The sequence below is a fragment of the Polaromonas sp. P1_F4 genome, assembly GCF_056405675.1.
Window position 1 is genome coordinate 247341 of sequence record NZ_JBFUBP010000002.1, and the last position, 20443, is coordinate 267783.

General features: G+C 61.0%; 20 protein-coding genes. 9 read left to right on the top strand and 11 right to left on the bottom strand.

The genetic code is table 11. The features are described from left to right. Positions 1-84: 84 nt before the first annotated feature. From AC1DYQ_RS06145 to AC1DYQ_RS06160, 4 genes are all read right to left on the bottom strand, one after another. Complete coding sequence (locus AC1DYQ_RS06145; RefSeq protein WP_477686040.1) at positions 85-1074, bottom strand: Tim44 domain-containing protein; 990 nt, start codon at positions 1072-1074, stop codon at positions 85-87. A 39-nt stretch (positions 1075-1113) separates the two neighbouring features. Further along, positions 1114-1845 carry a bifunctional demethylmenaquinone methyltransferase/2-methoxy-6-polyprenyl-1,4-benzoquinol methylase UbiE gene (ubiE, locus tag AC1DYQ_RS06150; RefSeq protein WP_477686041.1) on the bottom strand — a complete coding sequence of 244 codons (732 nt, stop codon included), beginning with the start codon at positions 1843-1845 and terminating at the stop codon, positions 1114-1116. A gap of 144 nt (positions 1846-1989) precedes the next feature. Further along, entirely contained in the window at positions 1990-2403 is a 414-nt protein-coding gene (locus AC1DYQ_RS06155; protein ID WP_477686042.1) for a gamma-butyrobetaine hydroxylase family protein, read from the bottom strand. A 101-nt stretch (positions 2404-2504) separates the two neighbouring features. Next, on the bottom strand, positions 2505-6437 hold the full coding sequence (locus AC1DYQ_RS06160; protein ID WP_477686043.1) for a DUF3683 domain-containing protein: 3933 nt from the start codon (positions 6435-6437) through the stop codon (positions 2505-2507). Positions 6438-6656: 219 nt separating this feature from the next. On the opposite strand from AC1DYQ_RS06160, the gene ugpB reads away from it, so the two are divergent. The 5 genes from ugpB to ugpQ all read left to right on the top strand — a co-directional run bounded on the left by ugpB (position 6657) and on the right by ugpQ (position 11751). Continuing rightward, positions 6657-7970, top strand: coding sequence for a sn-glycerol-3-phosphate ABC transporter substrate-binding protein UgpB (gene ugpB / locus AC1DYQ_RS06165; RefSeq protein WP_477686044.1), 1314 nt, complete (start codon positions 6657-6659; stop codon positions 7968-7970). A gap of 131 nt (positions 7971-8101) precedes the next feature. Next, positions 8102-8983 (top strand): sn-glycerol-3-phosphate ABC transporter permease UgpA, encoded by an 882-nt coding sequence (ugpA, locus tag AC1DYQ_RS06170; protein WP_477686045.1) that lies wholly within the window; start codon positions 8102-8104, stop codon positions 8981-8983. Positions 8984-9019: 36 nt separating this feature from the next. Next, complete coding sequence (gene ugpE, locus AC1DYQ_RS06175; RefSeq protein ID WP_477649832.1) at positions 9020-9871, top strand: sn-glycerol-3-phosphate ABC transporter permease UgpE; 852 nt, start codon at positions 9020-9022, stop codon at positions 9869-9871. A gap of 62 nt (positions 9872-9933) precedes the next feature. Then, entirely contained in the window at positions 9934-10953 is a 1020-nt protein-coding gene (locus AC1DYQ_RS06180; protein WP_477686046.1) for a sn-glycerol-3-phosphate import ATP-binding protein UgpC, read from the top strand. A 42-nt stretch (positions 10954-10995) separates the two neighbouring features. Then, complete coding sequence (ugpQ, locus tag AC1DYQ_RS06185; protein ID WP_477686047.1) at positions 10996-11751, top strand: glycerophosphodiester phosphodiesterase; 756 nt, start codon at positions 10996-10998, stop codon at positions 11749-11751. A gap of 151 nt (positions 11752-11902) precedes the next feature. On the opposite strand, the gene AC1DYQ_RS06190 is transcribed toward ugpQ, so the two are convergent. Then, positions 11903-12193, bottom strand: a complete 291-nt coding sequence (locus AC1DYQ_RS06190; RefSeq protein ID WP_477686048.1) for a hypothetical protein — start codon at positions 12191-12193, stop codon at positions 11903-11905. Positions 12194-12330: 137 nt separating this feature from the next. Between AC1DYQ_RS06190 and hemA the strand changes: the two genes are divergently transcribed. The 4 genes from hemA to grxD all read left to right on the top strand — a co-directional run bounded on the left by hemA (position 12331) and on the right by grxD (position 16269). Further along, positions 12331-13620: a glutamyl-tRNA reductase gene (hemA, locus tag AC1DYQ_RS06195; RefSeq protein WP_477686049.1), complete on the top strand. Its 1290-nt coding sequence runs from the start codon at positions 12331-12333 to the stop codon at positions 13618-13620. A 106-nt stretch (positions 13621-13726) separates the two neighbouring features. Next, positions 13727-14848 (top strand): peptide chain release factor 1, encoded by a 1122-nt coding sequence (gene prfA / locus AC1DYQ_RS06200; protein ID WP_477686050.1) that lies wholly within the window; start codon positions 13727-13729, stop codon positions 14846-14848. Positions 14849-14938: 90 nt separating this feature from the next. Further along, the gene (prmC, locus tag AC1DYQ_RS06205) at positions 14939-15826 is read left to right on the top strand and encodes a peptide chain release factor N(5)-glutamine methyltransferase (RefSeq protein ID WP_477686051.1); all 888 of its coding nucleotides are present in this window, start codon (positions 14939-14941) and stop codon (positions 15824-15826) included. A 110-nt stretch (positions 15827-15936) separates the two neighbouring features. Further along, positions 15937-16269 (top strand): Grx4 family monothiol glutaredoxin, encoded by a 333-nt coding sequence (grxD, locus tag AC1DYQ_RS06210; RefSeq protein WP_457279670.1) that lies wholly within the window; start codon positions 15937-15939, stop codon positions 16267-16269. A gap of 45 nt (positions 16270-16314) precedes the next feature. Here the strand turns inward: grxD and AC1DYQ_RS06215 are convergent, their stop codons facing one another. The 6 genes from AC1DYQ_RS06215 to AC1DYQ_RS06240 all read right to left on the bottom strand — a co-directional run bounded on the left by AC1DYQ_RS06215 (position 16315) and on the right by AC1DYQ_RS06240 (position 20416). Continuing rightward, positions 16315-16587, bottom strand: a complete 273-nt coding sequence (locus AC1DYQ_RS06215; protein WP_477686052.1) for a hypothetical protein — start codon at positions 16585-16587, stop codon at positions 16315-16317. A 61-nt stretch (positions 16588-16648) separates the two neighbouring features. Further along, positions 16649-16855: a DNA gyrase inhibitor YacG gene (locus AC1DYQ_RS06220; RefSeq protein ID WP_477649824.1), complete on the bottom strand. Its 207-nt coding sequence runs from the start codon at positions 16853-16855 to the stop codon at positions 16649-16651. A gap of 70 nt (positions 16856-16925) precedes the next feature. Next, complete coding sequence (zapD, locus tag AC1DYQ_RS06225) at positions 16926-17681, bottom strand: cell division protein ZapD (protein ID WP_477650967.1); 756 nt, start codon at positions 17679-17681, stop codon at positions 16926-16928. 45 nt (positions 17682-17726) lie between these two features. Then, positions 17727-18338 carry a dephospho-CoA kinase gene (coaE, locus tag AC1DYQ_RS06230; RefSeq protein ID WP_477686053.1) on the bottom strand — a complete coding sequence of 204 codons (612 nt, stop codon included), beginning with the start codon at positions 18336-18338 and terminating at the stop codon, positions 17727-17729. 6 nt (positions 18339-18344) lie between these two features. After that, positions 18345-19196 (bottom strand): prepilin peptidase, encoded by an 852-nt coding sequence (locus AC1DYQ_RS06235; protein ID WP_477686054.1) that lies wholly within the window; start codon positions 19194-19196, stop codon positions 18345-18347. Further along, on the bottom strand, positions 19196-20416 hold the full coding sequence (locus tag AC1DYQ_RS06240; protein WP_477686055.1) for a type II secretion system F family protein: 1221 nt from the start codon (positions 20414-20416) through the stop codon (positions 19196-19198). Before AC1DYQ_RS06240 ends, AC1DYQ_RS06235 begins: the two co-directional genes overlap by 1 nt. Positions 20417-20443 lie beyond the last annotated feature (27 nt).

The following is a 20443-nucleotide window of genomic DNA, read 5'->3' on the forward strand; positions in this document are numbered from 1 at the left end:
GCCGCGGAACCGGCTTTGCCGGGCCGCAGGCGCAGCGGCCCCCTCGGGGGGCAGGGAGCTACACGCAGTGAGCGACCGTGGGGGCTACTGCAATGCCTGTACGCCAGCCACAAGCCAGCCGCTGCCGCCGCTGCGTGGCTTGGTCATGTTCCAGACTTCGCGGAAGGGGCTGGCGCCTGCGGAGGCGTCTTCGCGGATCATGCCGGAAAACTCCACGCTGGCCATGTAGACATCGCTCAGTTCCTCGATGCCCAGCAATTGCGCATCCAGCATCACGACCTCGGTCTTGTTGACCACACCGCCGGTGTGCGACTCGCGGTCGGCAAGCTGGGTCTTGATCTGCTCGAGCATGTCGTCCGTCATCATGGCGCGCAGGTTCTGGATGTCGGAGCGGTCCCAGGCATCCTGCAGCGTGACGAAGTTGGCCTTGCTGGCCTTGAGGAAGCCTTCGGCGTCAAAACCAGCCGGGACGCCCCAGGACTGCGCACCCAGCAAGGCCGAGCCGATCATGGAACCGCCTGCGGGCGCTGCCGCATCGTATTTGTTGGCATCAAAAGCCATGCTGCTGCGCTCCCAGGGTCGTGCGGACGCATCGTTGCCGACGTTCTCAGGGCTGTAGTTCTTGGGGGTGGTGGCGTTGCCCGCACCCTGGAAGGCAAAAGGCGCCTGCCCGGGCGCAGAACCTTGCGCACCAGTCGCTCCGCCCTTGAATTTGCGCATGATGAAGCCGATCACCAGCATGACCACCAGCGCCAGCAAAGCGAACATGATGATCTGGCCGAAGGCGCCGCCCAGGCCCAGCGACGAAGCCAGCCACGCCAGGCCCAGGCCCGCAGCCAGGCCACCCAGCATGGCGCCCCAGGGTTTCTTGGGCGCAACAGGCGCCGGCGTTGCCGCAGGGGCCGCCGGTTTGGCGGCATTGGTGCCACCAGGCGCCGCCTCGCGCTTGGTCACGTTGGACGACTGTTTGCCAAAAGACGAGCCACCGCCCAGTCGTTTGGCGTCAGCAGCCGTTCCCCCCAGAGTCAGGGTTAACGCAAGCGCTGCGGAAAAAATTGCCGGCCAGATTTTCATATCGTCTCCTTGATCACGGTTTTGAGGCCGTTTGACTTTTCAACACTTGATTCCAACATGCAATGCCACAACTCCGCCTGTCATGTTGTGATAGTCCACATGGCCGAAACCACTTTTATGCATAAGGGCTTTCAGTTCGTCCTGGCCGGGGTGCATGCGAATTGATTCGGCGAGGTACTGGTAGCTTGAATCGTCATTGGCCACCAGCTTGCCGAGCCGCGGCAACACTTTGAAGGAATACCAGTCGTAAATTTTTTCCAGGGGCTTGGCCACTTTGGAGAACTCCAGCACCAGCAGCTTGCCGCCGGGCTTGAGCACGCGGTTCATTTCGCGTAGCGCGTCTTCCTTGTGCGTCATGTTGCGCAAGCCGAAGGCGACGGTCACCACGTCGAAGTTCGCATCGGGAAACGGCAGGTGCTCGGCGTCGCACACCAGGGTCGGCAAACTGACGCCGGCATCCAGCAGGCGGTTGCGACCTTCGCGCAGCATGGCTTCGTTGATGTCGGTGTGGACAACACGCCCGGTGCTGCCAACTTTGGGTGCAAAGGCCAGCGCCAGGTCGCCGGTGCCACCGGCGATGTCCAGCACCTGATAGCCTTCTTTGACGTTGGCCACCAGCACGGTGTAGGCCTTCCAGACGCGGTGCAGGCCCATGGACATCAGGTCGTTCATCACGTCGTATTTGGGCGCGACGGAATCGAACACCCCGCGCACGCGGCGTGCCTTGTCCTGCTCGTCGACGGATTCAAAACCGAAATGGGTACTGCTCATACCATCAATGCTAGAGGGCAAAGGTGTAATTGCTCTCGACAACCCTGAGCTGACATGGGGCATTGCGGCTTATTGCCCGCTTTTATGCTGGAAAAACAACAGTGGCGCGAAATGCGTATTCGCCGCCGCACCGCTCGCGCGGAATCAGTGGCTTGCACAGCCGTGGCCGCCGGGGGCGGCCATGGGTGCGTCGCGCTCAACACCGGCCGCCTGCAGGCGCCTCTGGTACTCGTCCCATAGCTGGGCCTGATCGGTGCCTAATTTGTAGAGGTAGTCCCACGAGAAGATTCCGCTCTCATGGCCATCGGAAAACACGGGCTTGACCGCGTAATTGCCAATAGGCTCGAGCTCAACCACATTCACTTCGCGCTTGCCGGTTTGCAGGATTTCCTGGCCTGGGCCATGGCCCTGCACCTCTGCCGAGGGCGAGTAGACGCGCATGAGTTCAAACGGAATCCTGAATTCGGCGCCGTCGGAGAACGCGATTTCAAGAATGCGCGACTGGCTGTGAACCGTCAGTGCGGTGGGCGTGGGTGAACCGGGTTGAAGGCCTGCCATGGGAAATCGCTTTCTGAAAAGAAAAGGCCGGACGCATCAGGCCTTCGTGAGGATTCGGCTTTCTGGCAATAAGCCCGTTGACATCAAAACCAGAAATTGCCCTAGACCAGCACCCGCTCGATGCCGCCGTGGTTGGCCGCCTCCACATACGTGGGCAACCACTCCTTGCCGAGGATCTGATTGGCCATTTCCACCACGATGTAGTCCGCCTCGAGCAGGCCGTTTTGCAGATCGTTGCCGTAGCGCGAGAGCCCTTGCAGGCAACTCGGGCAGCTGGTGAGGATCTTCACGTTTCCCGCCTCGGCAACGGCGCCAGCTTCGCGAAGCTGGGCTTCGCCCTTGCGCAACTCTTCCTCCTTGCGAAAGCGGATCTGCGTGGAAATGTCCGGCCGGGTAACGCCCAGCGTGCCCGACTCACCGCAGCAGCGGTCATTTTTGAGCACGTTGTCGCCCAGCAGCGCCTTGACGGTCTTCATCGGCTCCTGCAGCTTCATGGGGCTGTGGCAGGGGTCGTGGTAGAGGTAGCCTGCGCCCGGCTGGTCGGTGCGCAGGGTGATGCCTTTTTCGAGCAGGTATTCGTGGATGTCGATGATGCGGCAGCCCGGGAATATCTTGTCGAATTCGTAACCCTGCAACTGGTCGTAGCAGGTGCCGCAGCTCACCACCACGGTCTTGATGTCCAGGTAGTTCAGCGTGTTGGCCACGCGGTGGAACAGCACCCGGTTGTCGGTGATGATTTTCTCGGCCTTGTCGAACTGGCCGCTGCCGCGCTGCGGGTAGCCGCAGCACAGGTAGCCCGGCGGCAGCACAGTTTGCACGCCCGCGTGCCAGAGCATGGCTTGCGTGGCCAGGCCGACCTGGCTGAAGAGGCGCTCGGAGCCGCAGCCGGGGAAATAAAACACCGCCTCGGTTTCCGACGTGGTGCTCTTGGGGTTGCGAATGATCGGGACGTAGTCCTTGTCCTCGATGTCCAGCAGCGCCCGTGCAGTCTTTTTGGGCAGGCCACCCGGCATCTTCTTGTTGATGAAGTGGATCACCTGCTCTTTCACGGGCGACTTGCCTACCGTGGCCGGTGGCAACGCCGTCTGCTTGCGCGCCAGCCGGCGCAGCAGGTCATTGGCCAGCCGCTGGGCCTTGAAACCCACATCTACCATGGCACTGCGCATGAACTTGATGGTTTGCGGATTGGTCGCGTTCAGGAAGATCATGGCGGCGGCGTTGCCGGGCCGAAAGGACTTTTGCCCCATCTTGCGCAGCAGGTTGCGCATGTTCATGGAGACTTCGCCGAAATCGATGTCCACCGGGCAAGGCGTCAGGCACTTGTGGCACACCGTGCAGTGGTCAGCCACGTCCTCGAACTCTTCCCAGTGCTTGATGCTTACGCCGCGCCGGGTCTGCTCTTCATACAGAAAAGCCTCGACCAGCAGCGATGTGGCCAGAATCTTGTTGCGCGGGCTGTACAGCAGGTTGGCGCGCGGCACATGGGTGGCGCACACCGGTTTGCACTTGCCGCAACGCAGGCAATCCTTCACGCTGTCGGCAATGGCGCCGATGTCCGACTGCTGCATGATCAACGACTCATGCCCCATCAAGCCGAAGCTGGGGGTATAGGCATTGGTCAAGTCGGCATGCAAGATCGGTTTAGCATCGTTTTTGGCCTGCAGCCCGCTTCCACCGTGCGCGAGCAGCTCCTGATTTCGTAGCAGCTTGCCTTTGTTGAAGCGGCCTTCCGGATCGACTTTTTGCTTGTATTCGGTAAAGGGCCGCAGCTCTTCGTCGGTCAGGAACTCCAGCTTGGTGATGCCGATGCCGTGTTCCCCGGAGATCACGCCATCCAGTGAGCGGGCCAGCACCATGATGCGCGCCACCGCCACATGCGCGGTCTGCAGCATCTCGTAGTCGTCGCTGTTGACTGGGAGGTTGGTGTGCACGTTACCGTCGCCGGCGTGCATGTGCAGCGCCGCCCAGACACGCCCCTTGAGCACACGCTTGTGGATGGCATTGCATTCTTCGAGGATGGGCAAAAACGCGCCGCCTGAGAAGATCGACTGGAGCTGGGCGCGGATATCGGTTTTCCAGCTGGCGCGCAGCGAGTGGTCCTGCAGTTGCGGGAACAAGGTGGCCACGCCTGCCAGCCAACCGGACCAGCGGGCCCGTACGTCAGCCACAAGCGCCAGCGCCTGGGCTACCCGGTCTTCCAGCAGCTCCGCCGAAGGAATGTCGTTGGCATCGTCCGATTTGCCCAAAGGCAGGTTGCCCTTGAGGAAAAATGCCTCCAGCTCGTCGCACAGGCGTATCTTGTTGGCAAGGCTGAGCTCGATATTGATCTGCTCGATGCCGTCGGTATATTCGGCCATACGGGGCAGCGGAATCACCACGTCTTCATTGATCTTGAAGGCATTGGTGTGCTTGGAGATCGCGGCGGTGCGCTTGCGGTCCAGCCAGAATTTCTTGCGGGCGTCAGGGCTGATGGCGATAAAGCCTTCGCCGTGGCGCGAGTTGGCAATGCGCACGACTTCCGACGTGGCGCGCGCCACGACATCAGCGTCGTCGCCGGCAATGTCGCCAAACAGCACCATCTTCGGAAGGCCGCCATGCTTTTTCGATTTGGTCGCGTAGCCGACTGCCTTCAGGTAGCGGTCGTCCAGGTGCTCCAGCCCCGCGAGGATGGCACCGCCGCGCTTTTGCTCGGCGAACATGAAATCCTTGATCTCGACGATGCTGGGCACGGCATCCTTGGCATTGCCGAAGAACTCCAGGCACACGGTGCGGGTGTGCGCCGGCATGCGGTGCACGATCCAGCGCGCGCTGGTGATGAGGCCGTCGCAGCCCTCTTTCTGGATGCCGGGCAAGCCGCTCAGGAACTTGTCTGTCACGTCTTTGCCCAAGCCTTCCTTGCGGAAAGTCTTGCCGGGAATATCCAGCCGCTCGGTGCGGATAGGCGTTTTGCCGTCGGCTTCGAAATACTGAAGATCGAAGCTGGCCATCTCGGCATCATGGATCTTGCCGAGGTTGTGGCCCACGCGCGTGACTTCCAGCCACTCGGCCTGTGGCGTGACCATGCGCCACGAAGCCAGGTTGTCCAGCGCCGTGCCCCACAGCACGGCCTTCTTGCCGCCCGCGTTCATCGCGATGTTGCCGCCTATGCAGGAGGCTTCGGCAGAGGTCGGGTCGACCGCGAACACAAAGCCGCCGCGCTCGGCCGCATCGGCCACACGCTGGGTGACCACGCCGGCTTCAGTCCACACGGTAGCCACTGGCTTGTCAACGCCGGGCAACGAAACCATTTCGACCTCGGTCATGGCTTCGAGTTTTTCGGTATTGATGACAGCCGACTTCCAGGTCAACGGAATCGCCCCGCCGGTGTAACCGGTTCCGCCGCCGCGCGGCACGATTGTCAGGCCGAGCTCGATACAGGCCTTGACCAGGCCGGCCATTTCGACTTCGGTGTCGGGCGTCAGCACCACAAAGGGGTATTCGACACGCCAGTCAGTCGCATCGGTGACATGTGACACCCGCGAGAGGCCGTCGAACTTGATGTTGTCTTTGAGCGTCAGTTTGCGCAGCTTGCGTTCCGTCAGACGGCGAAGGTCGTACATCTCACTGAAGGAGGTGTAGAAGCGGGCGACGGCGCCGCGAGCGGCGTCGAGCAGTTCGCCCACAATGGCGTCGCGCTGCTGGTCTGCATCCGGGGTGCGGCGTTTTTCGACTTCAGTCAGCCGGTGCTGCAAGGCGTCAACCAGCAGCTTGCGCCGCTTGGGGTTGTCGAGCAGGTCGTCCTGCAAATAGGGGTTGCGCTGCACGACCCAGACATCGCCCAGCACTTCATACAGCATGCGCGCGGAGCGGCCGGTGCGGCGCTCGTCGCGCAGGCGGTTCAGCAGGTCCCAGGCCCGCTCGCCGAGCAGGCGGATGACCACCTCGCGGTCGGAAAACGAGGTGTAGTTATAGGGAATCTCGCGGATGCGGGCTTCGCCAGCCTTTGCGTCATCGGCAAAGACGTTCAATTCTTGGAGGGTAGTAGGGGCGTTCATCGTGAAAAGCCAGCGGCTTCGGACCCGTGTCCAGCGCTGTTGCCCTATATTACCGCAGCGCAACATTTACCCGTGGCGCATGGAAGTCGTATGTGTCCTTATGGAAATCCCGCTTGTCGGGAAGCCCGCAAATCGATTAAATCGCGTGTCACAAACAGTTTTTACACTGTCCCGTTTAACGTGGCGCGCCCCGGTGCGCGTCCAATCCCAGGAGTTTTAATGAAAAACCGTCTCTCAGCATTCGCCTTCGCGGCCCTCGGCCTGTGTGCGCCGCTGGCCAGCCAGGCCCAGACCGAGATCCAGTGGTGGCATTCAATGACGGCCGTCAACGGCGAATGGGTCAATGACCTGGCCAAGCAATTCAATGAGAGCCAGAAGGAATACAAGGTAGTACCCACCTTCAAGGGCACGTACGACGAATCCATGACGGCCTCCATCGCGGCCTTCCGCGCCGGCAATGCGCCGCATATCCTTCAGGTGTTTGAAGTAGGCACCGCCACGATGCAGGCCAGCAAGGGAGCCATCGTCCCGGTCGGCAAGATCATGCAGGACGCCGGAGAAAAATTCGACCCGAAAGCCTACATACCCGCTGTCGCCGGCTACTACACCGCGCCGAACGGCCAGATGTTGAGCTTTCCGTTCAACAGCTCCACCACCATCTTCTATTTCAACAAGGACGCGTTCAAGGCTGCGGGCCTGCCGACCGACAAGGCCCCTGTCACCTGGCCTGAAGTCGTCAACGCCGCCGCCAAACTGAAGGCATCCGGTCACAAGTGCCCCTTCACGACCGCCTGGCAGAACTGGACGCAGGTGGAAAGTTTCTCGGCCTGGCACAACGTCGAGTTCGCCACCAAAGCCAACGGCCTGCAGGGCCTGGATGCGCGCCTGAAGGTGGATTCGCCGCTGCATGTGCGCCACATCGAGAACCTGGCCAACATGGCCAAGCAGGGCCTCTTTGTCTACAAGGGCCGCGGCAATGTACCGGAAGCCAGCTTCGTGTCGGGCGAATGCGCCATGATCAACACGTCTTCGGGCTTTTACGGCAATGTGGCCAAGAACGCCAAGTTCGCCTACGGCCTGGCCCCTCTACCTTACTACCAGGACGTTCCCGGCGCGCCGCAGAACACCGTGATCGGCGGCGCCAGCCTCTGGGTAATGTCGGGCAAGAAAGCGGAGGAATACAAGGGCGTGGCCAAGTTCTTCAGCTTCATCTCCACACCTGAAGTGCAGTCGGCCAGCCACAAGCGCACCGGTTACCTGCCCGTGACGATGGCCTCGTATGACTTGACCGAAAAGTCCGGCTTCTACAAACAGAACCCGGGCACCGATGTCGCGGTCACGCAGATGATCCGCAAGGTCACGGACAAGAGCCGCGGCATCCGTCTGGGTAACTATGTGCAGATTCGCGCGATCGAGGACGAAGAGCTCGAGCAGGTCTGGAATGGCAAGAAATCGGCCAAGGAAGCGCTGGGCTCCATCGTCAAGCGCGGCAACGAGCAGCTTGAGCGCTTCCAGAAAGCCAACAAGGGCTGATCGCCCAAGAGACAGAGCAGGCCCGCACGGCGGGCTAAACTCAGCCCGCTGCGCCCTCTCTCCCTCATCGGGGAAGGCCAGGCGGGTTTTTATGTTTTAGCACTCACAAGTTTTTGCCCACTGAAGGCCTTATGGAAAAACGCGTTGTCTTCCGATCCAGCTGGTTGCCCTGGCTGCTGCTGCTGCCGCAAATGGCGGTCATTTTGGTGTTCTTCTTCTGGCCGGCGGGGCAGGCCCTGCTGCAGTCGCTGCAACAGCAAGATCCTTTCGGCACCTCCATCGAGTTCGTCGGCCTGGACAATTTCAGGCAACTGCTGGATGACCCGAGCTATGTGGAGTCGTTCAAGACGACCGCTTTTTTCTCAGTGATGGTCGCCGGCATCGGCATCAGCCTGTCACTGTTGCTGGCGGTGTTTGCCGACCGCATCGTGCGCGGCGGCATGTTCTACAAAACCATGCTCGTGTTGCCCTACGCGGTGGCCCCGGCTGTGGCGGCCGTGCTGTGGGTTTTCATGTTTTCGCCCTCGCTCGGCGTGGTGGCCTACGCATTGGGCAAGATAGGCATCAACTGGAATCATCTGCTCGACTCCGGCCACGCCATGACGCTGATCGTGATGGCCTCGGTGTGGAAGCAGATTTCCTATAACTTCCTGTTTTTCCTGGCGGGCCTGCAGTCCATACCGAAATCGCTGATCGAGGCCGCTGCGATTGACGGTGCCCGCCCATGGCGCCGCTTCTGGACCATCCAGTTCCCGCTGCTGTCGCCCACGACCTTCTTCCTGCTGGTGATCAACGTGGTCTATGCCTTCTTCGACACGTTTGCCATCGTCGATGCCGCCACGCAGGGCGGGCCAGGCAAGGACACGGCCATCCTGGTCTACAAGGTGTATTACGACGGCTTCAAGGCCATGGACCTGGGCGGCTCGGCTGCGCAATCGGTCGTCTTGATGGTGATCGTGGTGGCGCTCACGGTCATCCAGTTCCGCTACGTAGAGAAGAAGGTCCAGTACTGATGAAAACGACAACAAAAAATACGACGGGAGCCCACCATGGTTGAAAAACGCGGAACCCACGGCATCCTCGCCCACGTCATTGTGATCCTGGGCGTCTTTATCGTCGCCTTCCCCCTCTACCTGGCCTTTGTGGCCTCGACCCACACGGCGCAGGAGATCGTGCAGGCGCCCATGCCTTTGCTGCCGGGCACCAACATGCTCGACAGCTACAAGGCGGCGCTGTTCGGGCGCGAATCGGCAGCCGGCTCCAACGCACCGGTGGCGCACATGATGTGGGTCAGCTTCGTGACAGCCATGGTGATCGCCATCGGCAAGATCACGATCTCGCTGCTGTCGGCATTCGCCATCGTGTACTTCCGGTTTCCGTTCAAGAAGACCTGCTTCTGGGCCATCTTCGTGACGCTGATGCTGCCGGTGGAGGTGCGCATTTTGCCCACCTACAAGGTGTTGTCGGACTTGAACATGCTTAACACGTATGCAGGCCTCACAGTGCCGCTGATTGCCTCGGCCACGGCGACCTTTTTGTTCCGCCAGTTTTTCCTGACGGTGCCAGAAGAGCTGACCGAAGCATCGCGCATGGATGGCGCCAGCCCCATGCGTTTTTTCTTTGACGTGCTGCTGCCACTGTCGAAAACCTCGATCGCGGCGCTCTTCGTCATCCAGTTCATTTATGGCTGGAACCAGTACCTCTGGCCGCTGCTGGCCACGACCAGTGAAGACATGTACCCGGTGGTCGTTGGCATCAAGCGCATGATCGCCGGCGGCGACGGCCAGAACGAATGGAACGTGGTCATGGCCACCGCGATTCTGGCGATGCTGCCGCCCGCCCTGGTGGTGGTGCTGATGCAGAAATGGTTCGTCAAGGGCCTGGTCGACACCGAGAAATAACAGCTGCAACCCAGAGCGGCCCAGACTGCCAAGAACAACCAAGACACAACGGAAATACAGACATGGCATCCCTATCATTCAACAACATCATCAAGCGCTACGGCTCCGGCAAAGACATGCTGCAGGTCCTTCACGGCGTGAACGCCGAAATCAACGACCATGAGTTCATCGTCATCGTCGGCCCTTCGGGTTGCGGCAAGTCCACCCTGCTGCGCATGGTGGCCGGGCTCGAAGAAGTCAGCGACGGGCAAATCTCCATTGGCGGCAAGGTCGTCAACGAGCTGGAGCCTTCCGAGCGTGACATCGCCATGGTGTTCCAGAACTACGCCCTCTACCCGCACATGAGCGTGTTCGACAACATGGCCTACGGCCTGAAGATCGCCAAGGTGCCCAAAGACGAAATCAAGACGCGCGTCGACAAGGCCGCCAAGATTCTGGAACTGGGCCACCTGCTGGACCGCAAACCCCGCGCCCTTTCTGGCGGGCAACGCCAGCGCGTGGCCATGGGCCGCGCCATCGTGCGCCAGCCGCAGGTGTTTTTGTTCGACGAGCCGCTGTCCAACCTGGACGCCAAACTGCGCGTGCAGACGCGCCTGGAGATCCAGAAGTTGCACCGCGAACTCGGCATCACATCCCTCTTCGTCACGCACGACCAGGTCGAAGCCATGACGCTGGCCCAGCGCATGATGGTGATGAACGCCGGCCGCATGGAACAGTTCGGTACGCCCGAAGAGGTTTACAACCGGCCCGCCACCACCTTTGTGGCCAGCTTTATGGGCTCGCCGCCCATGAATTTGCTCAAGCAGGCGCCGAACACCGACTTCGGCGGCAAGCCCGGCGCCATTCTGGGCATACGCCCCGAGCACCTGACGGTGGGCGCCACCGGCTGGGCGGTGCAGGTCGACACCATCGAAATGCTGGGTGCTGAGCGCCTGGTGTATTGCCGCATGGGTGAAGAATTCCTGATCGTGCGCACCGATGAAAGCCTGTCAACGGCCCCCGAAATCGGCGCGACCATCCACGTTACGCCGCGTGCAGACCGCCTGCACTGGTTTGACTCGGAAACGGGCAAACGGATCTAATTTCCGGCTTTCGTCTCGTCTCCACAGGTCCTGAGCACGCCCATGACAAACCCCGTATCAGCGGCCAACTGGCCCTACCCGCGCTGGGTAGCGCACCGTGGCGCCGGCAAGCTGGCTCCCGAAAACACTTTGGCCTCCTTCATGCTGGGCGCCAGCCATGGCTACCGCATGTTCGAGTGCGATGTGAAGCTGAGCGCCGACGGCGTTCCCTTTTTGCTGCACGACGCCACGCTGGAGCGCACCAGCAACGGCAAAGGTGTGGCTGGCGAGTTGAGCTGGGAGGCGCTGGCCAAGCTTGACGCCGGCGGCTGGCATTCCCCGGCGTTTGCCGCGGAGGGCCTCGCCAGCTTTGAGCGCATCGCCCGCTTTTGCCTGGACAAGGGCTACTTCCTCAATATCGAGATCAAGCCCACACCGGGCATCGAGAGTCACACCGGCACCGTGGTGGCCAACGAAGCGGCACGGTTGTGGCAGGGGACGGCGGTTCCACCGTTGCTGACGTCCTTCCAGCCGCTGTCACTTGAGGCAGCCAGAAGCGCCCAGCCCCAACTGCCGCGCGGCCTGCTGCTCGACCAACTCCCGGCCAACTGGCTGAAAACGGCGACCGGCCTGGGCTGCGTAGCCATCGTCTGCAACCACAAGCTCTGGAACGCCGATACAGTGGCCCAAGCCAAAAAAGCCGGCTTCAAGTTGCTGAGCTATACAGTGAATGACGAAGCGAACGTGCAGCGGCTGCTGGCCCTGGGCACCGACGGCATCATCACCGACGCAGTGAACGTCTTCAAGCCCGATTTGTAGTCGGTATTCGAAGGGACTTTAGAAATTCAATTACCGGGTGCAGGGCAAGGCGCACGGGGCGCAGGACACCGGAATGCACTTGGGTGCATGAGGATTCCGAGCACCGCGCAACGCAGCCATGCGCCCGGCAATTGGATTTACAAAGCCCCTTTCAGGCCCGCCAGGCGCCTAGCAAGACCCACTGGCAGACGGCCGCGCCGGCCACCATGGCGGCATACGTCAGCATCTTCCCGTCATGGCCGAAGAACACCAGCCCGGCCACCAGCACCACCACGTTTACTACAAAAACAATAGCTGCTTGCGCATACCAGGTCTGGGCTAAAGGCATTTTTGATCTAAATAATCCACCCATAAGCTGAGTTGCCAGCACCAGCAGCAGGGCCACCGCGGCGGCCGGCAGGACAAGATTGAGCAGGTGGTTCGTCAGCAGGTAAAAGGTCATGCGCGTAGGGGTAGTTAAAAACTCGCCTGGCTTCAGAACAGATCCAGAACAAGCTTCAAAACGGCCAAAAAAAGGACTATCAGGGCGATTGTCCGGCCTTTGTACCGGCCTGACCGCTTCAATTTTATAATCGGAGGATGTCAGTCTGGGCCCTTGGGCTAAACCACAACACCGCACCGCTCGATTTGCGCGGCCGGTTCGCCTACGCCCTGGACCAGGTCGAGCCCACTTTGCGCGGTTTGCGCGAGTCGCTGGCCCGCCAGCCCGAGGCTACGCTGCTCTCCACCTGCAATCGCACTGAAATCTACTGCGCTGGCGAAAAGAACGACCTGGACCACACGCTGGACTGGCTGGCGCACAGTGGCGGCGTCTCGCCCGCCCTGCTGCGCTCACATGCCTATACCCTGCACGACGACGCAGCGGCCCGCCATGCTTTCCGCGTGGCCAGCGGGCTCGATTCCATGGTGCTGGGCGAGCCGCAAATCCTGGGCCAGATGAAGGACGCCGTGCGCGCCGCCGAAGACGCAGGCGCCATGGGCACCACGCTGCACCAGCTCTTTCAGCGCTCCTTTGCCGTGGCCAAGGAAGTGCGCAGCAGCACCGAAATCGGCGCGCACAGCATCAGCATGGCGGCGGCCAGCGTACGCCTGGCCGGCCAGCTGTTTGAAGACCTGAGCGACATCAAGGTGCTGTTTGTCGGCGCCGGCGAAATGATCGACCTGGCGGCCACCCACTTCGCCGCCAAAAACCCCAAGGCCATGGCGATTGCCAACCGCACGCTGGAGCGCGGCGAAAAGCTGGCCGGCCGCTTCGGCGCCGAAGTGATGCGCCTGGCCGATTTGCCCAGCCGCCTGCATGAGTTCGACGCCGTGATCAGTTGCACCGCCAGTACGCTCCCCATCATCGGCCTCGGTGCTGTCGAGCGCGCCGTCAAGCTGCGCAAACATCGCCCGATGTTCATGGTTGACCTGGCCGTGCCGCGCGACATCGAACCCGAAGTCAAGGCGCTGCCTGACATTTACCTCTACACGGTGGACGACCTGGCCCACGTGGTGCAGACCGGCAAGGACAACCGCAAGGCCGCCGTGGCGCAAGCCGAGGTCATCATCGACGCCGGCGTGCAGAACTTCATGCACTGGCTGGGCCAGCGCCGCAGTGTGCCGCTGATCCAGCAGCTCAACGCGCAGACCGATGAGTGGCGCGCTGCCGAGATCGTGCGGGCCAAAAAGCTGCTGGCCCGGGGCGAGCCCATCGACACGGTGCTGGACGCGCTGACCCGCGGCCTCACCCAGAAAATGCTGCACGGCGCGCTGGCCGAGCTGCATGCGGGCGACGCCAACAGCCGCGAAGCCACGGCACAGACCGTATCCAGGCTGTTTTTACGCGGCCAGCTGCCCAAAATCCAGTCCGGCGACAAAGAGCGTTAGCGACCGCCAACGCACTAACTCCCCCTGCCGGCGCAAGCCGGTGGCTCCGCTGGCGGAGCGTCGTTGTTGACGGCCGTGCGGCCCCCTTTTTCAGTCCTCCATTCCCATGAAACCTTTTCTTCGCCAAACCCTGGACCGCCAGCTGCTGCGGCTGCACGAGCTGGACGCGCTGCTGTCCGCCAGCGACGTGGTCAGCGACCTGGACCGCTTCCGCTCGCTGACCCGGGAACATGCCGAGGCGAGCGTGATCGCCGACCAGTATTTGCGGCTCACCAGCCGCGAGGCCGACCTCGGCAGCGCCGAAGGCATGCTGGCTGAAGCCAAAGACGATCCGGAAATGGCGGGAATGGCGGAGGAAGAAATCGCTGCAGCCAAAGCCGATATCGCCGAGATTGACGAAGCCTTGCAGCTGATGTTGATCCCCAAGGACCCCGATGACGCACGGGCGGCTTTCATCGAAATCCGTGCCGGCACCGGCGGTGACGAATCGGCGCTGTTTGCCGGCGACCTGTTCCGGATGTACACCCGCTTTGCCGAGCGCAACCGCTGGCAGGTGGAAATCATCAGCGAGTCATCCAGCGAGCTGGGCGGCTACAAGGAAGTCGTGCTGCGCATTGACGGCGCCACGGACGCACTGGGCGTCGGTGTGTACGGCAAGCTGCGATTTGAGTCAGGCGGCCACCGCGTACAGCGCGTGCCCGCCACTGAAACGCAAGGCCGCATCCACACCAGCGCCTGCACGGTGGCCGTGATGCCGGAGCCGGACGAAGCCGTAGCCATCCAGATCAACCCGGCCGACCTGCGCATCGACACCTACCGTGCCAGCGGTGCCGGCGGCCAGCACATCAACAAGACGGATTCGGCCGTGCGCATCACGCATATTCCGACCGGCATCGTCGCGGAATGCCAGGAAGGGCGGAGCCAGCACAGCAACAAGGCCCAGGCGCTCAAGGTGCTCACCGCACGCATCCACGAAAAAGACCGCTCCGAGCGCGCCGCCAAAGATGCCGCCCTGCGCAAGGGGCTGGTGGGCACGGGCGACCGCAGCGACCGCATCCGCACCTACAACTTCCCGCAGGGGCGGCTGACCGACCACCGCATCAACCTGACGCTGTACAAATTGCTGGCCATCATGGAAGGCGACCTGGGCGATGTGGTCACGGCCCTGCAGGTGGCGCGCGGCGCCGAGCTGCTGGCGGAGCTTGAGACCGCCAACAATGGCGCCTGAACGTCAGCAGTTGAGCAACAAAAAGGCCTCCAGCCCAATCAGAATGTGCGCAAGCAGCTACTATTTTCATAGCGCTTCAAGGGGATTCAGTTGAGCGGGCTTACCTGCGCGCAAGCCCTGGCTGCCACCCAGGCATTGCGGCTGGACCGCCTGGATGCCCAGTTGTTGTTGCTGCATGCGCTCGGCAAGCCCGAGCATGCCCGCGCCTGGCTGTTGGCCCACGATACGGACGAACTGACAGAAGAAGCCACACAGCATTTCCAGGCCCTATGCCTGCGCCGTGCTGCCGGGGAACCTCTGGCATATATCGTGGGAAGCAAGGAGTTTTTCGGCCTGACACTTCAGGTGGATGCCCGTGTGCTGGTGCCGCGCCCCGACACCGAAACGCTGGTGAGCTGGGCGCTTGAGCTGCTGCAGGCCCCCGGCACGCCACCCGAGCCGGGAATTCTGGACCTCGGCACCGGCAGCGGGGCCATTGCCCTGGCCATTGCCCACAGCCTGCAGAAAACCGGCCGTCAGGGCCGCGTTACAGCCGTAGATGTGAGTACACACTCACTTGATGTCGCCAGAAGCAATGCGGCCCGCCTGAACCTGGATATTGATTTCATTCAAAGTCACTGGCTGCAGGAAGTCAGCGGGCACCTTCACCTGATCGTCAGCAATCCGCCCTACATTGCCAGTGCTGACCCACATCTGGCTGCCCTGGTTCACGAGCCCCTGTCAGCCCTGACCGCCGGCCCGGACGGGCTGGACGACATCCGGGAGATCACCCGGAAGGCGCCCGCCAGCCTGCTGCCAGGCGGCTGGCTATTGCTGGAGCACGGCTACGACCAGGCTGAAGCCGTGCGGTCACTGCTGGCGCAGGAGGGCTTTGTACAGGTTCAGAGCCGACAGGACCTGGCGGGCATTGAACGCTGTTCTGGTGGGCTGTGGCCCGGCGAACGACGAATCCACACGGGAAATCAAACGGCGGGATAATCGGAAGGTTGAATTCTGGTTTCCAGATTCCATCTATTTGAAACAGCCTCGCCGAAACGCATTTTTCGGCCCGGCACGGTCGCTTCGGCCCACACCCAAAAGGATTCACCATGAGCACCACAGACCCTACCCAGCAACGCATCGCCGAAATCGTCAAATCGAGCGATGTGGTCCTTTTCATGAAAGGCACGGCCCAATTCCCGATGTGCGGTTTTTCCGGTCGCGCCATCCAGGTGCTGAAGGCCTGCGGCGTGAATAAGCCCGCCACCGTGAACGTGCTGGAAGACGAGGAAATCCGCCACGGCATCAAGGAGTTCAGCAACTGGCCGACCATTCCGCAGCTCTACGTGAAAGGCGAATTCATCGGCGGCTCGGACATCATGATGGAGATGTACCAGAACGGCGAGCTGCAACAGGTGCTGGGAACCCCCACCACCAACTGAGCATTGCAGACGTTGTGCCGGTTTTGCACCGGCGCCATCGATGGATCAGCGCGTGTAGCCCGCGCAGGCACCCGCATCCACTGCGCCCTTGCATTCGCGTTTGAGCCGGGCATCGCGCTGGCCGGGGGTCTCCCCGGACCCTGAGATGAATTTCACCTTGCCACCCGAATTTGTCGCACCAGGCGAAGCGGTGGTCTTTTTGGTTTTTTTGGCCTTGGCGGGCTTTACTCCATCCTGGGCCGATTGAGCCTGCACATTACCGCCCAGCAGCGCCATGGCCACGACGGCAGCCAGCGCATTGCAATAATTCCTGTTCATACTTTTTCCTCCCTTTTTATTCTTTCGCAAACGCAGGTGACACCGCGTTTTGCCTCAAGCTTTATTGCAGCTTGGGGTCGCCAAATTGTTCATCATCAGGTGGCACATCAGCCGGCAGGCGGAACCCTTCGCTGGCCCAGGCGCCCAAGTCTATGTTCTTGCAACGCTCGCTGCAAAATGGGCGAAAAGGGTTGCTGGGTGCGTAAATGCTTTCACCGCCGCAGCCCGGGCATACGACCCGTTTGAGAGGCGGGGAATCTTTCTTCATCGCAGGCATGTTTGTAGACAGGTCTGGGGATCAATCGGGTGTGATGGCGAGGAGGCAGCAAGTCCTGAAATCAGGAGCAAAGCGTCAGCTCAAACGCAGAATCTTCGGTGCTGGCGTGCAGGCGGTCGTCGCTGCCGTGACGCATGAGGCGCACCGACACAATCAGCCGGTTACCGCTGATTTCGGGAATCAGCCCCAAAGCCGGGTCTATCCGCAGGCGCAACAGCTGGAAGGTACGCCCCTGCGGCAACGTCTGCTGGTATTGCCCGCCGGGTGCCACCACTTTTTGAGGTGCCCCGGAGTCGCGCAACAGCGTTAGCAGTACACGTATGGATTCGGCCAGCGGCACCAGCGGCGTAATCCAGCGCTGCAGGTCTTGCTTGCGTGTCTCGGTATCCAGGTGCTGCCACGCATAGTAGGCCGGCAAGTCAAACTCACAGGTTCCGCCCGGGATGCCGACACGGCTGCGAATGCTCATCAGCCAGTCGTTTTCCGTCAGGGAATGACCGGCTTTGCCCGGCAGGTTGTTCAAAGCGGAAAAACAGCCTTCAAGCTGGCCGGTCACCTCGTCCAGAACGGCTTCGGAAATGGCCGGGTTGCCACGGTAACCATTGAGAACATGTTTTTGTTTCTCGAGGTCCTTGAGCACGTCGGTCTTCAGGTCGGCCCGCGCGCCGACATCCATGATTTCAAAAATGGTCGTGATCGCGTAATGATGATCCGTCGGGCTCTCACGCTCCACCAATTCACCGAGACGGCGAAACAGGTGTTCAAGTCGCAGGTAAGTGCGTATTCGTTCGTGAAAAGGATACTCGTAAAGGATCACAGCGCTAGATTTCGTCGGCTTTAAATGAGGAGGTTTGTTTGCGCATCATAGCCCGAAGCGCCAGGCAAGCTGTCGGACCAGGGCTTCCAGGCTCGCCAGAGACAAGCCATCGTTATAGAGGCATATGTCAGCCGCAGACAGGCGCTGCGCGCGGCTTGCCTGGCCAGCCATGATTTTCTCCACCACCTCCCGTGGCCAGCCGTTTCGGGCCATCACGCGGTCAATCTGTGTCTTTTCACTGCAATCCACAACCAGAACCTGGTCAAGCTGCTGCCGCCATCGCCCCGACTCCACCAGCAACGGGACGTCAAAAATGACACAAGCACTGCCGCCAGCGACCGCTTGCCCATATTGGTGCAAGGTTTCCCGGCTTACCCAGGGATGCACGATGGACTCGAGCCTGCGACGCGCAGACGGGTCGTCAAAGACCAGCTGTCGCATCCGCTCCCTGTGCATGGCGCCTTCGGGAGTGATCAGTTCTCCGCCGAACAGTGCTGCAATTTCCGGCACAGCCGCCCCGCCGGCTGCCGTGACCGCACGGGAAATGGCATCAGCATCCACCACCGCCGCGCCGTGGGCAACCAGAATACCGGCAATCGTGCTTTTACCGCTGCCTATGCCACCGGTCAGTCCAATACGCAGGGCTGCACGGGACATGGCATCTCACAGACCAGCAAATCGCAAAATGGATTGCGGCCCAAAAATCATGGCCGTGAAACCCGCACCGGCCAGGAAAGGCCCAAAGGGCACATAACCGCCCTCGCGCAAGCCCGTGGAAAACTTCAACGCAATACCTATGACAGCACCAATTACCGAAGCCATCAGGATCATGGGAACCAGCGCAGGCCAGCCGAACCAGGCACCGAGTGCGGCGAAAAGCTTGAAGTCGCCATAGCCCATGCCTTCCTTGCCGGTGGCCAGTTTGAAGGCCCAGTACACCAGCCACAGAGACAGGTAGCCAGCGACGGCACCCCATAAGGCCGTTGGCAGGCTAACCGAAGGGTTCCACTGCAGGGCTGCGACGATCAGGCCGGCCCACAGCAAAGGCAAGGTGATATCGTCCGGCAGCAGCGTGGTGTCCCAGTCGATCATCGCCAGGGCCAGCAGTGCGGCCGAAAAGCCGCACCAGCCCAGCGCAGTCAGCGACCAACCCCAACGCCACACACAAAAGAAGAACAGGGTGCCCGTCACCGCTTCCACGACTGGGTAGCGCATACCGTAGGGCGAGCCGCATACCGAACACTTGCCTCGCAGAAACACGTAACTGACTACCGGAATGTTCTCGTACCAGCGGATGGCATGGCCGCAACTGGAGCACCGTGAGCGTGGCACCAGCAGATTGAACTTGTCGGAAGGTTCTGCTGGATGCCCAGCCAGTTCCGCGCATTCCTGCGCCCATTGCCGCTCCATCATTTTGGGGAGGCGGTAAATCACGACATTCAGGAAACTGCCAATCAGCAGGCCCAGGATGCCGGCCAGCGACGCATCAAACGCCGGGCCCATACCCGTACCCATCAAACGACTTGACCCAACTTGAAAATGGGCAGATACATCGATACCACGATGCCGCCAATAAGGGTACCCAAAAACACAATGATGATGGGCTCCATCAGGCTCGAAAGGCCGGCCACCATCTCGTCGACTTCCGCTTCATAAAAGTCGGCGGCCTTACCGAGCATGTGATCGACGGAGCCGGATTCCTCACCGATAGCGCACATCTGCAACACCATGGTCGGGAACAGATTCGCATTGCCCATCGCGGCCGTCAGGCTGGTGCCCGTGGAGACCTCCTGCTGGATTTTCTCGGTGGCCTCGGCATAAAGGGAGTTGCCAGACGCGCCACCGACGGAATCCAGCGCCTCAACCAGTGGGACACCGGCAGCAAACATCGTGGACAAGGTACGGGTCCAGCGGGCAATACACGATTTTTCAATCAAGGCACCAAAGACAGGCACCTTAAGCAGCACCCTGTCCATCACCTTCTGCATTTTTTCATTGCGCTTCCAGGCCTGGAAGAAAAAGTAAACCCCCCCCCCGATGCCCCCAAAAATAAGCCACCAATAGGCCACAAAAAATTCACTGACCGCAATGACAAACAGGGTAGGCGCCGGCAAGTCCGCACCGAACGAGGAAAACACGCTCTTGAATGCGGGAATCACAAAAATCATGATCACCGCGACCACCACAAAGGCCACAATCACCACCGAAATGGGATACATCAGGGCCGACTTGATTTTCGATTTGATGGCCTCGGTTTTCTCCATGTAGACCGCAAGGCGGTCCAGCAGGGATTCCAGAATACCTGCAGCTTCACCGGCCTCGACCAGATTGCAATACAGGGCATTGAAATACATCGGGTATTTGCGAAAGGCCGCACTCAGGGAGGTGCCGGTTTCCACGTCCGTGCGCACATCGTTGAGTAGCTTGGTGACACTGGCATTCGCGTTGCCGCGTCCCACAATATCAAACGACTGCAAAAGCGGGACGCCCGCTTTCATCATGGTAGCGAGCTGGCGGGTAAAGATGGCGATGTCCCTCGGCTTGATCTTCTTGCCGGAGCGCATGCTGCGTTTTTTGATCTTGGTGGGCAAAACGCCCTGGCGGCGCAGGGAGGCTTTGACCTGATTTTCTCCGGCGGCCCGGATCTCGCCTCGAACCTGTTTGCCGCCGCGGTCCTTGCCCTCCCACTCAAAAACAAATTCCTTGACGCCTTTGACAGATGCTGCAGTTGCCATGATGGTTTTCTCGTTTTATCGATGGCC